Origin of the sequence: Methylacidiphilum infernorum V4 (assembly GCF_000019665.1) — a bacterium.
GTDB lineage: Bacteria > Verrucomicrobiota > Verrucomicrobiia > Methylacidiphilales > Methylacidiphilaceae > Methylacidiphilum > Methylacidiphilum infernorum.
The window spans coordinates 1362228-1375604 of record NC_010794.1 but is presented as its reverse complement, the minus strand read 5'-3'; the positions used below and the strand labels follow the sequence as shown (position 1 = coordinate 1375604).

Sequence of the window (13377 nt, the reverse complement as noted above, 5' to 3'; positions counted from 1 at the left end):
ATGCCTTTTTTAAAAAGGCGAATGCCCCTGATATTTTCCGGGTTAATTGCTGGATTCCTGTTTGGAGCTTTTAATGGGGCCTATTTATTCATTCTCAAGGCGGCTATCGACAATTTTTCTTCTGCCCCGAAAACATCGACGGCTGTTGTTGCTCCTTCGAAAAATCATTTTTATCAAAAAGCTTTAAATGAACTGGGAAGGTGGTTGCCCAAAGCCAAAGAGCCCCTCGATTGGAAAAGAATTTGCGGGGGCATTTTAATTTTACCTTTGATCGCTACGATTAGGGGCCTGTTAAGGATCCTCAATTCTTATTTTATGACGCTGGCCGCAGCCAAAATTGTCGCCGATCTGCAGACGGCCATATTATCCAAGTTGCATTCTCTCTCGCTCGATTTTTTCCATAAATCGACTACGGGAGACTTAGCCGTACGGATATTAAATGACACCAAGGCCTTTTATGATTCCGTGAGCGTCCTATTTACTGATGTAGCCAAGGATCCGATCACCATAGCGATCATTCTTTTTTCTTGCGCCCTTATCGATTGGAGGCTGACCATTCTGGCCATGCTTCTGGTCCCCGGATGTATCATTCCTGCGGTAACCCTGGCAAGAAAGGCCAGGGAAGCATCAATGGGAATTATATCTTATTCGGTGGCTCAGAGTAACTTGCTCTTCGAGTCTTTGTCGGGAATTCATGTCATCAAAGCCTTTTGTCTTGAAAAGAAAAATATCGATATCTTTAGGCATCAGGCCAACGAATTAGCCAAACATGCGGCAAAGATGACCATATCTGGAACTATGGTAAGCCCCATGATAGACATTGTGGCTAGCCTGGCCCTCTCTTTATTGATCCTTTGTGTTATATGGCAGAATATCAGTATCGCTAATATGGCAGCGGTAGCAAACGGAGCCATTCTTTTTTTTGCTCCCATTAAGAGGTTAGCTGATGCCAATGTAAAAATTCAAGAAGGAGCTTTAAGTGCGAGGAGGCTTACCGATTTGTTGGATACCCGTTCAACGATTGTTGAAAAACCGGGAGCAAGTTCCATTAAAGCGTTTAAAAAGCAGATCGAATTTGCGAATGTTTCTTTTAGTTATGGGAATGAAGTGGTTCTCAAAAATCTCTCCTTTGTTATTCCAAAGGGGAAAAAATTGGGGATAGCCGGTAGAAGTGGGGCAGGGAAGACAACCCTGACAAGTCTTCTGCTCCGTTTTTATGACCCCATTTCAGGCGCCATTTTGATCGATGGAGAAGATCTAAGAGATCTTAAGATAGCAGACTTAAGAAACCTGTTTTCTTTGGTGAGTCAAGATGTGGTTATTTTTAATCGATCGATAGCCGAGAATATCGCTGTGGGTAGGGCGGGAGCCACACGCCAAGAAATTGAGCAAGCGGCCAAGATGGCTGGGGCTCATGAGTTCATAGAAAAACTACCTCAAGGATACGACACCCTCATTGGTGAAAGAGGGGTAAAACTTTCCGGCGGTCAAAGACAAAGGTTGTCCATAGCTAGAGCCTTTATTCGAAACAGTCCCATACTGATTCTTGATGAAGCTACCTCCAGCCTTGATTCTCATAGCGAATCGGTTGTGCAACAGGCTATTTATGAACTGGAAAAAGGGAAAACCGTACTCATTATTGCACATCGACTTTCGACACTTGCCGATTGTGATGAAATTCTTGTCATCGATAAAGGACAGATTGTTCAGAGAGGTAACTTTGGAGAGTTAATAACCAAAGATGGGCTTTTTAGATCGATGGCCATACATCAGGGTATCGTGACCAACTCTTTTGAAGGGATACCTTCTTGAATTTTCTCCGCTTTTGAACTACCCATGGCCGACCAAAAAAAATTGTTTTGGACATTATTCCCTTAATGAAAATATTCCCGATTTTCGACTATTGGGTCCGAGTAAAAGGGGCTTTCTTTTGTCCGGTAAAAGAAGAGTTTGATACCCAGGTTTTTTTAGGAAACTTGGCTTCTAAAAGGCGGTTTTTCCTTCTTATTCTTTTTCTTTTTCTTGTGGAACCGACTTTTGCTTGGGATTTGCAAAGGACGGTCAACCAGGCGGCGACGATCATACGCCGGTTTAAGCAGATGCCTGAAAAATCTATACCGCAATCTGTTTTTCAAGATGCTCGGGGTTTTGCCATTTTGACTGTAATTAAAGCGGGATTTATTTTTAGTGGCAGAGGGGGAACGGGTTTAGTTGTCGCAAAGACTTCCAAGGGATGGTCGGGGCCTTCAGCGATCTCGGTGGGAGGGGTGGGCTTTGGGTTTCAGATTGGGGTTAATGCGACAGAGTTTATTCTTGTTCTTAATACCCCTGAAGCCGTAGAAGCCTTTGCCAAGGGAGGAAATTTTAATATCGGAGGGAGTATTAGTGCAACTGCTGGCCCTATAGGCAGGACGGCTGAAGCTGGAGTTATGCCCATGGCCGCTATTTATACTTATAGCCAGAGTCAAGGCATTTTTGGAGGAATATCTATCGAGGGTACGGCCATTGTTGAGGCTCCCGATACAAATAGAGAATATTACAAGAGAGAGGTCAGTCCTTCAGAAATTCTATCTGGGAGAATTAATCCTCCTCCTGGAGCCAAAATACTCATTGATGCTTTGCAAGCACCCTATAAACAAGAGGGAAGGGAAGAGGAATTTGATAAGTAGGGAAAAAAGCCCCACAGGAGATATCGGGTATTTTTGTAAGAAGTTCCTTTTTTTCCCCGAGGAATAATAACTATTTTTTAATTATGCTGTTTTTTATGCTTAGAAAATTTTTCAATTGTTTTTTCTTTGGAGTTTCGGTTTATTAGACTAGGTATTAAAATTTTTTCGTTTTTAACCTACTGTATCTATCGAAAGGAGAAAGATGGAGATATTTATGTGTTTTTTATCGAGAAAATTAAAGCAAGACAATGAAGTCCTTCAATGTGGAGAAAGGAAAAAGGGGTGGGGATCGGCTTTTCTTTCTAGGGTTTTTAAAAGACTGGTCGTGATCTTTTTGGTGTCGGCAACTTTTCCTCTTCTCTGTTTTGGTCATGGTGGAAGTGATAATGGGGGCATGGAGTGTGGAATTCTCTCCAAGGGAGGATATGCTATACATCTTGATGTTTATGTTTACGGCAGGATGGGTCAGTTTAAGACTTACTGTCAAAATATACCCAACACGGGTAAAATGACCATGGTATTTGATCTCATTACCCCGGACTTAAAGAGTATTCCCTTGGAAGTCAAGGTACTGGATCTTTCTACGGGAAAACCGATATTAGAAGTTCCTCCCAAGCTTTATTCCACGGGAGTGGCTTCTATTGATGTCACCTTTGAAAAAACGGGAAAATATAGAGCCGATATAACGTTGGTCAAAGGCGATGGCACCAATCCCATGGTATTTCAGTTCCCTATAAATGTTGGCCTTGCCAGCTTTTTGACAAGTCCAACGGCAATAATCATCATGGTTTTTGGGGCTGTTGTGGTAGGTTTGGTTGTTTTTGTTTTGCTCTCTAGAAAGAAAAAAGCGGTACCGTCTCCTATTGCTTCAAGTAAAGCTTGATGAAACGCGATTCGTGGAATATATTTGTCATATCCTATAATATCAAATTCTGGAGTCTATGAATGGTTTTTTAAAATTTATGAATTTACAGACAACAAAAGGAAGGATCCGATTTTCGTCCCTGTTAGGCTTTCTTTTGCTTGTTTCCGTCGCGATTTTTCTTTTTTGGTTCAAAGGGGCAGTCAAGCCGAAGTATGATTTTTCTGTAGATCCCGACCAATATCCCATGGTTAAAGAAACCCAGTCTGTTTACCTAAAAAATGGGGATAAATACGAGATCGTAGCTCAAAGACTCCAAGCCAAGATTGGCAATGCGCAGGTAAAGATGCTCGGTTATAATGGAACTGTTCCCGGCCCCTTTATATATGTTCACCAGGGAGACGAAATTATCCTTGAATTTAAAAACCTTACAGGACTCCCTTCCACGATCCATCATCATGGTGTCAGGGTGGATAATCGGTATGATGGGGTGCCCGAAGTGACCCAACCTATCGTGCCCGATGGCAAGAGCTTTACCTACAAAATTAAATTTGATGATCCGGGCGTTTATTGGTATCATCCCCATTATAGAGATGACTATGCCCAGGAGCTTGGATTGTATGGGAATTATATCGTTATCCCCAAAGACCCTCACTATTGGGCTCCTGTAAATAGGGAGATTCCTCTTATACTTACGGACATCCTTATCAAGGATGGGAAGCTTCCGGAGTACTATCAAGATTACTCTAATTTTGTTTTCATGGGCAGGTATGGGAATACTTTCCTGATCAATGGTCGGGTTCAACCTACAATAGAGGTTCAGAAGGGAGAAGTGATCAGGTTTTATTTAACGAATACCTCCAGTGTAAGGCCTTTCCGGGTATTTGTTCCCGGTGTAAAGATGAAGCTTGTTGGTGGGGATAACGGTAGGATTGAAAAAGAACAATTTGTTGATGTCGTAGTTATTGCTCCTTCTGAAAGGCAGATCGTGGAGATGTATTTCCCCTCGCGTGGAGACTTTAAATTAACCCATCATGCGGTTGACCCTCTTGTGGGGCCGCGAACCTATGAGTTGGCTACGTTTCATGTGGGCGATCAAGCCGTCAGCGTTTCCTATGAAAAGGAATTTCAACAATTAAGAGAAAACAAGGAACTGATCGATGAAATTGAACCTTTGGTTGCCAAGTATAAGGCTGCAAGGCCGGATAGGACAATTCGTCTTTCAGTAGCTGTTTCTAAAAAAGAGGCTTCCCGTTTTTCAGAACCGGGGAGTTCTACTCCGACCCAATCGACCGCTTTCCCCGGTCTCATCACCATGCTGGCCAAAACGGGGGCAAAAGTGGAATGGGAAGATCACATGTATCTACAGAACAAGATGTCGACTTCTAAAGAGATCACTTGGCAGGTTACCGATCTTGGAACCATGAAAACCAATGGGGCGATCATGGATTGGAATTATAAGCAAGGGAGCTATATCAAGATACGCATTATCAACGATATTCACTCTCTACATCCTATGCAGCATCCCATGCATTTTCACGGGAATAGGTTCCTTGTTCTTGCCGTCAACGATGTTGAAGAGACCAATCATGTTTGGAAAGATACCTTCATGGTGGGTGCAGGGGATGTTGTAGATGTTCTTCTTGAGTTGTCTAATCCCGGCAAATGGATGTCCCATTGTCATATTCTAGAACATCTTCACAGTGGGATGATGTTCATGTACACGGTGGATTAAAATAATATATGGACCTTAACCCTGGAGGGAATTTCTACATGAAAAATATTCACATTTCAAAGACCTCTTTCTTCTTGATCTTTTTCTTTTTAGGGTTGGCTTTAGCTGTTTTACCATTGCAAGCCCAACATGAAAAACATAAAAAGGCTGAGACCGAGCAACAAACCGTGGAAGAAAAAGAGGGGCACGAAGGGCACAAAATGGAGGGAATGGACCATGGTATGATGGGACATGGTATGGGTGGAATGGGTCATGGCATGATGGGAGGAGCAAAAGGGGGATCTTGCTGCGGAGAATCCGGTCCTTTTGATCAAGTTCTAAAAGAAGTGGCGGAGACGAAAAATCCAAAGGCTACGGCAAGAAAATTAAGGATGAAAGCGGACCTGATGAAAGCCCTTGCCGAAGTCTACGAAAAATATGCAAAAGAGCTTGAATCTTCTACTCCCTAAGTTTTAAATTGGCAATAGGTAGGTAGGGTATTTCTGCCGCAGAATAGTTGATGAAAAAGTTTCCTCTATTGATAGCTTTTATCGTTTTACTGGGGATTGTTTCTCCTTTATTTGCTGAAGGTTCTTCTCCGGTGTTGGATTCTGCCCTCCAGGAATATTTCAAAGTTGGGAAGCTTCTTTCCGATGATACCCTAAAAGGGGTCCCCCAGGCAGCAACAACACTAATGGATATTGTTCAGAAAAATACCCCTTCATTTTTTCCCGAGACACTGCTTGCAAAAGTAAAATTGCTTGTCGAAGCCAAGGATCTTGATTCGGCAAGGCTCGCTTTTAAGGATGTCAGCGATATTTTGATAGAGACCTTAAGAACTAAAAAAATTAAAACGGGCAAGTATTTTGTCTTGACTTGTCCCATGGCCCAAGCCAGTTGGATTCAACCGGACAAGGAAGTAAGAAATCCTTATTATGGGTCGGCGATGCTTCTTTGCGGTGATGTGACGGCAGAATTTTAGCGCCTGCCCAGATTCTCCTTTTTCTTTTGGATTGTAGCTTGAGTAAAGATTTCCGGGGTCGTTTGTGCCATTTCAAATCGAACCACGGTCAGAGTCAAGGAAAGCCGGTCATAAGGGGTCAGCCGTATTTGGGGAGGTATAGAAAAGGGATGGAGACTACTAAAAAGATAATGAATTTTATTTTTTTTACAGGCAAAAACCAAAATCAAGGATTCATTGTTTTTTTGCGTCTTTTCAGCAAAAAGAAGGTAACTTCTATCGAGGGAATCGGTTTTTCCGACAAAAGCATGAATAGCCTCCCTATGAAACTTTTTTTCAATCGTTTTTCTTTGATCTTCGGTCAAAGAGTCGAGGACGGATTTTAAGCCATTGGTTGGATCGGGGAGTTCTTCGCTGAATTCCATATTGGAACCGGTTGCATGCGATTGTTTCTCTGTTTTCTGTCCATATATTTGGGTATTCGGGTTGTTTTTCTGGGTTGGGTTTTCTTGTGGAGATTGAGAACGGTACTGGATGGGATTAAGAGGAGTTTGAGTTTGGGCATTGGACTGCGAAGGCAGAGGGTAGTCGGATTGGGGATCAAAAGGGACATTTTGGGAATAAGAATTCAGCTGAAGGATACCAAAAAGAAAATAAACTTCCGAAAAGAGAAAAAAGAAAAAAAACAGGTTTTTCTTTTGACTCATTTCTGGATCCATTTTCCATTATATTCTTGAATATACTCTCCGGGAAAACTCATTTCTTGCCATTTTTTAGCATATTCTCTTTCGATCTCTTCAAGAGGCTTGCCCTGAATTTTGGCTTGGGTCAAGTAGAGTTTCGTTCTATCTTCGTTTTCTTCGGCGACGACCTTTTTGGCCCAATTCCTATAATTTTCTTCCTTGGGTGGGTTGATGATTTCAAGGTATCCTTCTCGGTTTTCACCAATAACGCGTGCATTTTTTAGATTCTGCACTTCTCCTGATCGTAATCGACGACGGTCAGCGACTTGAGGATCAAGGGTTATTCGATTTGGAGATTCTTTTTCGGTCACCACTACCCCCATATTAACATTAATTTTTACGGGCTCGGGAGTGGTGAGTTTTACCGTGGGGCTACATCCAAAGACACAAAAAGAAAGAATCAGTATTCTTTCTTTTTTTATGAGTTTGCAAAAGAGCAAAATTTTAGGGATGCAATAAAATGGTTTTTTCACTGGTATTGAAAAAATTTTGTCCCAGGGGGGGGCCTAATTTTGGATCTTGGGTCCAATGGATGGAGAAATTTCTCTTGCCTTGGGGCCCATATAATCCCAACAGGAGATCGCTTTTTGGGTAACTGTAGGTTAATTTAACAAAGCCATTTTTAAAGGTGTAATTGCGGAGCGAGTCGGCAAGAAGGGAAAAAAGCTGTTTGGAACTTGGCTCCCAGGAAGAAGGAATATTTTTTGTAAGAAAATCCATATCTTTTATATCCAGGTATCCTGGAGCCGATACGAGGAAAAAGCCTTCCACATTTTCAAGATTAGATCCAACCGCTTTCATCCTCAATCTTCCATCAATAGTTCCTCTGAATACAATATCTTTTTTACCCATACAAAGCTTTTCTATCAAAGGATCCATCTTGGATCCACAAACGGTCATCCAACCCTCCCATGGGAATCCTCTTTCAAATGTTACTTGGAATCCTCCGTGGGTATATCCATCGAAAAGAAAGAAGCCGTAGAATCCATAAATGCCTTCTTTTTGAAAGGTGACAGAAAACCATCCATTCTGAGCGGTAAAGCCTTTCCAACTTATTTCATTGAGTCTAACCGAGTTGACCAAATTATTGGCCGTTTTGCTTTCAGGAGGTAAATTAAAAGCGATTTCCCCGCCTGCAATGTCCATGGACAGTCCTAGCTGGGGATAATCGACTCTTCCAGGAATAACCCGGAGCTTGTTTTTCAAACTCACTTCTTTCCAATTATTCAAAGGAAAATCATGGGCTGTCGTCTCAAAAATGAAAGGCAGTTCGACACTCGGTTCTCCAAAAGCGCTAATGTTTAATTTTCCATACCTCAACTGGAGGTTTCTTATATACCATTCCTCCAAGGCGTTATCCGGTTCGGCTCTCTTCTTTGTCCGGCGTTGGATTTCACGGAAATGATCGACATACCAGAAGAGATCCGGGCCTAAAAAGAGGGTGGGATGAAGAACAACGATTTCTTCGACTGTGTGGTGTACAAGGCCATGCCAAGAAAATTTTACTCTTAGGGATTCTATTTCTAAGATCTTGCTCAGGGGATCATAGGGGGAGAGTAAAGCAATATTTGCCGCTGTGGCTTGTTCTAATATTTCATTATGGGTGGCTATACCCAGAAGGGGAACATTGGAAAGAACAAGAGGAGTTCCTTTATAGCCTAGGAGTAGGGGAATAGGGGGCAGATGAGGGTGAATTCTATCGATATTTAAAACCGCATTTCTTATTTCGAGCATTCGGACGATGGGGTTGAGCTGGAATTTAATGAAGAAAAAATGGAATAGAGGAGGACGAGGTGGCTCGATTTCGTCTTGAGTTCCAATTTTGTCTTCCAAAAACTTAATGAATGCGCTAGCCCAGATTTCTGGAGAATTGATCGTGATTTTTTTTAAAACCTGTTGGCTGGTTAGCTCCATCCAATCCCATTCGATTTCAGCTTCCCTGATTTTAGCCATTTCTCCCAGCTCTATTTTGTTCAATTTCAGGCTGTGTGGAGACACCCACTGGACTTCTTCGACTTGAAGGGGAAGATGATAATGGTGGGCAATGCCCAGGAGAATGGGCTTGGGATGATGATAGATAACGTAGGATACAGCTAGGATCAAGCAGATGAATAGAGAGCTAAAAAAGAGAATATTAAAGAGAAGATCGATAAAAAAACGTTGATTGGCGGCCGAAGGGTTCTTGTCTCCCGTTGCCGATTGTTTTTTCCCAAACATTGGTGAAAAATTCTTTTTTTACTTTGGCTTATCATTTTATCTTTTATAAGAAAAGAAAAAGAAAAGGCGAAGATGTTTCTCCTTATTTTTTCCTGCATTCTAAGGCTTGCACAATGCAACCGATTCATGTAAAAGGAGAGAAAATGAGAAAAGAGGAGGATCAAGGTGAATTTAGCCCATTTGGAGAAAGAGGAAGCTAAAAGAAGTGCTGAGGAATCTTCGAAAGTGACCATTCTTGATCAGTCTAGTGAATTTCAGGGTTCTGTAGGTTTTAGCGGAGAATTGCAGCTCAACGGTAAACTTCAAGGGGACATCCATTCCGAAGACGGTGTATTGCTTATAGGTCCTAATGCCGTAGTTAAAGCAGAGATCAAGGCAAAGACGATTATTATTAAGGGGCAGGTTGAAGGCAACCTTTTTGCCAAGGAAAGGTTAGAACTCCTTAATACTTCCAAGGTTTTTGGGGATATTAAGACCTCCTCCCTTTTGATCGAGCCCGGGGCAATATTCGTCGGCAGGTCTGAAAGTCTCCTTTTAGACCGTATTGAAAAACCAAATTTTAGCTCCTTTTTTAAAATTCTTCCTTCGGTAAAAACTGAACCCTCTCAGAAAAAAGATTTACCTTCAGGACAATCTTCTGCCCAGAAATCTCCTTCTCCGAGTAAGGCAACGGAATCGAAGCCTGCCTCATCACCGGATAAGCAGTTACCGGGCAGATAGTGAAGAATTCCCTGGGGTTAACTCGAAAACTTATCTTTGGCCCTGACCGCTATTTTAAATTAACTTAAAAAGAATTTATTTTTGCATTCCTCTTTGGAAGGGAAGAAAAAAAGGTTAGGGAGAACCGAGAGGAGGCTTGGTAAAGTAAAAATAGTCCATGAGGAAGTTGGTATGGGATTAAGAATTGGCATCGTTGGAGCGACGGGAGCTGTCGGTATTGAAGCTATAAAATTGCTGGAAAAAAGCAAGATCGCCATTTCTGAACTACGCTTGTTTGCTTCACCTAGGTCAGTTGGGAAAAAGATCGGTTTCCAGGGAGAGGAGCTTAGAGTACAGCAACTTGAGGACGATGCGTTCAAGCATCTTGATTTTGTTTTTTTTAGTGCAGGAAGTTCTATTTCCGCCTTTTATGCTCCCAAGGCTAAAGAAAGTGGAGCCGTTGTTATCGATAATTCTTCGTTTTTTAGAATGAAGCCAGAGGTGCCCTTGGTTGTTCCCGAAATCAACAGTGAAGATCTCAACGCTCACCAAGGAATTGTGGCTAATCCCAATTGCACGACGGCCCTACTTTCCGTTGCCCTGTGGCCTATTCATAAAGCGGCGACCGTTCAAAGGGTAATCGTATCCACATACCAAGCAGCGAGCGGTGCGGGTGCTAAAGCCATGTTAGAATTGGAAACTCAAGTTAGGCATTTTGTCCAAGGTAAACCTATAACTGCTGAGGTGTTTCCCGAGCAAATTGCTTTTAATGTCTTTTCCCATAACAGCCCTATAGCCGATAATGGCTACAACGGGGAAGAAAACAAGGTCATGCAAGAACTCAGAAAAATATTTCACCTACCTCGCTTGAATGTATGCGCCACCTGTATCAGGGTTCCAGTTTTTAGAGCTCATTGCGAATCGGTCGTCGTTGAAACGGAAAGGAAAATTACAGCGGAGGAGACGAGAAGAATTTTATCTGTTTCTCCAGGAATCGAAGTTATAGATGATCCGCAGAATGGGGATTTCCCCACTCCTATTAAAGCTTCCGGTAGAAAAGAGGTGTTGGTCGGCAGAATTAGAGAGGATCTGTCTCATCCTAGAGCAGTCGCTTTCTTTTTAAGCGGGGACCAACTTCTCAAGGGGGCAGCTTGGAATGCTGTTCAGATTCTTGAAGCCCTTATCCATTAAGAAAATTTCTAAAAAAAAGGGTTTTAAGTATCAATAGATTCCTTCAATCGAAGATTGAATCTTAATCTAGAGTTAGCGAATTTTTTTGGGTAACGGCCGTTCTTGTGCATATATTTTCAAGATGAAAATCAAATTACGTATTGAAGGGATGACATGTAATAATTGTGTTAGACATGTAAGGAACGCTTTAAGCCGAGTGCCCAGGGTGTTATCCGCTCATGTTGACTTGGAAAAATCGCAGGCTGTTGTGACTGCCGAGGAAGGGTGCCAGGTTCCCCAGCTTATTGGTGCTGTTGAAGAAGCCGGTTATGGGGCAAAATTGATTGAAGGAGAAGATGAAGACAGTGCCTCAAAACGTTGGACGCGTTCCCTGGTTCTTGGTATTATCTTGACTACCATCCTTTATCTAAGCCAGTATTTAATACGTTCTCCTCCTTTATGGTTGGGGAATATGCTCTTTGCTCTTTCTGTTCCTTCCTCGTGGATGGCTATCCTTTATTCTCGGTGGAACTTCTTTTTTGGGTTATACCTTTTTCTTTTAGCTCTTCCTGTTCAACTCGTCAGTGGCTATTCGTTTTACTTGGGGGCTTATCGACAGATTCGCAGTGGGCGTTTGGATATGGATACCCTTGTTTCCATTGGCAGTTCTTCGGCCTTTCTTTTAAGCACTTTCGGGCTTTTTTTCCCGGGTATTATAGAGCATTACTATTTTGATGAAGCGGCGGCGATTATAACCTTGGTGAGTGCGGGGCACTGGCTCGAGGCCAGGGTATCTCGAAAAGCCAACAAGACGCTGAAAAAGCTCTTAGAATTAGCTCCTGCTTACGCCACCGTGTTGGAGGATAACAACATCGAAAAAAAGGTTCGTGCTTCTGAACTTGTTATCGGCCAGAAGGTGATTTTAAAGCCGGGAGAAAGAATTCCCGTTGATGGAGAAGTAGTGGAGGGTAGGGGGCTGGTTGACGAAAGCATGCTTACGGGAGAGAGTAAACCTGTTGAAAAATGGCCTGGAGAAAAGGTGTTTGCAGGAACTCTTAATCTTCATTCCCGTTTAATCATACGTGTTAGTGCTGCGGGAGAAAAAACTGTTCTTGCCCATATTGCCGAGGTTGTTCTCAAAGCACAAGAAAGTCGTGCAAACATACAGAATTTTGTAGACAAGGTTAGTAGCGTATTCGTTATTTTTGTTATTGGAGTAGCCGTAATAACGGCATTAGGATGGGGGTTGTCGGGCTTAACAAAGTGGGAGACAGCCCTAATAAGGGCGGCCTCCGTCCTTGTTGTTGCCTGTCCTTGCGCTATGGGGCTTGCCACGCCAGCTGCCATAATGGTTGCCTCAAACCGCCTAGCTTCCTTGGGGATTTTGATCCGGGATGGATCCGCCCTTGAAAAATGTGGCAAAATAAAAGAAGTCATTTTTGACAAGACAGGAACGTTGACCCAGCCAAAGTTAACAGTAGAAAATCCGGAGTATTTTTTTATAGATCCCTTGGTCGCCGACACCCTTGCTTATTCTTTGGCAAGTTCGAGTTTGCATCCAGCTAGCCGAGCTATTATCGAAAGATTTAAAGACTCTTCACGGCTAAACTTGAAGGATTGGCAGGAAAAACCAGGTGCAGGCATACAAGCCCTTTACCAGGACTTCACGGTAAGATTAGGATCTCTTTCTTGGTTAAGAAGCTTGGGTATAAAAACTTGCGATCTGCAATCCCTCTCTTCGAGCGGGGTCGGCCTGGCGATGAACGACAAACTCATTGCTTATTATCCCATAGCCGCACCCATTAAACCAACAGCAAAGCAGGTTATCGAAAAGCTTTCCGCCAAGGGATATACCGTATATATCCTTTCTGGAGATAAAAGGGAAATAGCGCTACAATTAGGTCTTCAGCTAGGGATCGCTCCTGAACACGTTATCGCCGAAGTCCGTCCTGAGGAAAAGGCGAACGTAATAAGGAGCTTCCAACAACAAGGCAGGTCGGTTGCTTTTATTGGAGATGGAATCAACGATGGGCCTGCCCTTGCTCAAGCTGACCTGGGGATTGCCGTTCTCAACGCCAGTGACATCGCCAAGGAATCTGCGGATATTGTACTGCTCAACGCGGATATCGAAATTATTCCCCTTTTGTTGGAGATTAGCGATAAGACACTTAAAACCATAAAAGAAAATCTTTTCTGGGCGTTTCTTTACAATACCTTGGCCATTCCCCTCGCGGTGATGGGGAAAATGTCTCCTTCGGTTTGTGCAGGAGCAATGGGACTTTCAGATCTTTTTGTTATTGGGAACGCACTGAGACTTTATAAAAGATAAGCAATTCCATGAC

At 42.7% G+C, this 13377-nt stretch carries 12 protein-coding genes; 9 read left to right on the top strand and 3 right to left on the bottom strand.

Annotated elements, in window-relative coordinates:
* The first annotated feature begins 21 nt into the window (after nt 1-21).
* The 6 genes from MINF_RS06515 to MINF_RS06490 all read left to right on the top strand — a co-directional run bounded on the left by MINF_RS06515 (nt 22) and on the right by MINF_RS06490 (nt 6227).
* Entirely contained in the window at nt 22-1812 is a 1791-nt protein-coding gene (locus MINF_RS06515; RefSeq protein ID WP_238523454.1) for an ABC transporter ATP-binding protein, read from the top strand.
* A gap of 65 nt (nt 1813-1877) precedes the next feature.
* A complete protein-coding gene (locus MINF_RS06510) occupies nt 1878-2669 on the top strand; it encodes a YSC84-related protein (protein WP_148205174.1) in 792 nt (263 codons plus the stop codon).
* A 202-nt stretch (nt 2670-2871) separates the two neighbouring features.
* Complete coding sequence (locus MINF_RS06505) at nt 2872-3552, top strand: hypothetical protein (RefSeq protein ID WP_079200431.1); 681 nt, start codon at nt 2872-2874, stop codon at nt 3550-3552.
* Between the two features lie 79 nt (nt 3553-3631).
* On the top strand, nt 3632-5266 hold the full coding sequence (locus MINF_RS06500) for a multicopper oxidase family protein (RefSeq protein ID WP_238523453.1): 1635 nt from the start codon (nt 3632-3634) through the stop codon (nt 5264-5266).
* An 8-nt stretch (nt 5267-5274) separates the two neighbouring features.
* Nucleotides 5275-5715 (top strand): hypothetical protein, encoded by a 441-nt coding sequence (locus MINF_RS06495; RefSeq protein WP_012463804.1) that lies wholly within the window; start codon nt 5275-5277, stop codon nt 5713-5715.
* Nucleotides 5716-5765: 50 nt separating this feature from the next.
* Nucleotides 5766-6227 carry a DUF3347 domain-containing protein gene (locus MINF_RS06490; RefSeq protein WP_048810227.1) on the top strand — a complete coding sequence of 154 codons (462 nt, stop codon included), beginning with the start codon at nt 5766-5768 and terminating at the stop codon, nt 6225-6227.
* On the opposite strand, the gene MINF_RS06485 is transcribed toward MINF_RS06490, so the two are convergent.
* From MINF_RS06485 to MINF_RS06475, 3 genes are read right to left on the bottom strand one after another with little or no spacing between them, the layout of a single operon-like run.
* Nucleotides 6224-6925, bottom strand: a complete 702-nt coding sequence (locus MINF_RS06485; protein WP_148205173.1) for a hypothetical protein — start codon at nt 6923-6925, stop codon at nt 6224-6226. The genes MINF_RS06490 and MINF_RS06485 overlap by 4 nt on opposite strands.
* Nucleotides 6910-7422, bottom strand: a complete 513-nt coding sequence (locus tag MINF_RS06480; RefSeq protein ID WP_012463800.1) for a YdbL family protein — start codon at nt 7420-7422, stop codon at nt 6910-6912. Before MINF_RS06480 ends, MINF_RS06485 begins: the two co-directional genes overlap by 16 nt.
* Entirely contained in the window at nt 7394-9166 is a 1773-nt protein-coding gene (locus tag MINF_RS06475; RefSeq protein ID WP_079200430.1) for a hypothetical protein, read from the bottom strand. Before MINF_RS06475 ends, MINF_RS06480 begins: the two co-directional genes overlap by 29 nt.
* A 165-nt stretch (nt 9167-9331) precedes the next feature.
* Between MINF_RS06475 and MINF_RS06470 the strand changes: the two genes are divergently transcribed.
* The 3 genes from MINF_RS06470 to MINF_RS06460 all read left to right on the top strand — a co-directional run bounded on the left by MINF_RS06470 (nt 9332) and on the right by MINF_RS06460 (nt 13364).
* Complete coding sequence (locus tag MINF_RS06470) at nt 9332-9886, top strand: bactofilin family protein (RefSeq protein ID WP_012463797.1); 555 nt, start codon at nt 9332-9334, stop codon at nt 9884-9886.
* 171 nt (nt 9887-10057) lie between these two features.
* Nucleotides 10058-11056, top strand: coding sequence for an aspartate-semialdehyde dehydrogenase (locus MINF_RS06465; protein ID WP_048810492.1), 999 nt, complete (start codon nt 10058-10060; stop codon nt 11054-11056).
* A 121-nt stretch (nt 11057-11177) separates the two neighbouring features.
* A complete protein-coding gene (locus MINF_RS06460) occupies nt 11178-13364 on the top strand; it encodes a heavy metal translocating P-type ATPase (RefSeq protein WP_048810225.1) in 2187 nt (728 codons plus the stop codon).
* Nucleotides 13365-13377: the final 13 nt, after the last annotated feature.

Coding starts and splice junctions, on each gene's coding strand:
- MINF_RS06495 (WP_012463804.1), top strand. CDS start 5,275: ATGGACCTTAACCCTGGAGGGAATTTCTACATGAAAAATATTCACATT.
- MINF_RS06515 (WP_238523454.1), top strand. CDS start 22: ATGCCCCTGATATTTTCCGGGTTAATTGCTGGATTCCTGTTTGGAGCT.
- MINF_RS06510 (WP_148205174.1), top strand. CDS start 1,878: ATGAAAATATTCCCGATTTTCGACTATTGGGTCCGAGTAAAAGGGGCT.
- MINF_RS06460 (WP_048810225.1), top strand. CDS start 11,178: ATGAAAATCAAATTACGTATTGAAGGGATGACATGTAATAATTGTGTT.
- MINF_RS06465 (WP_048810492.1), top strand. CDS start 10,058: ATGGGATTAAGAATTGGCATCGTTGGAGCGACGGGAGCTGTCGGTATT.
- MINF_RS06505 (WP_079200431.1), top strand. CDS start 2,872: ATGGAGATATTTATGTGTTTTTTATCGAGAAAATTAAAGCAAGACAAT.
- MINF_RS06490 (WP_048810227.1), top strand. CDS start 5,766: ATGAAAAAGTTTCCTCTATTGATAGCTTTTATCGTTTTACTGGGGATT.
- MINF_RS06485 (WP_148205173.1), bottom strand. CDS start 6,925: ATGGATCCAGAAATGAGTCAAAAGAAAAACCTGTTTTTTTTCTTTTTT.
- MINF_RS06475 (WP_079200430.1), bottom strand. CDS start 9,166: ATGTTTGGGAAAAAACAATCGGCAACGGGAGACAAGAACCCTTCGGCC.
- MINF_RS06500 (WP_238523453.1), top strand. CDS start 3,632: ATGAATTTACAGACAACAAAAGGAAGGATCCGATTTTCGTCCCTGTTA.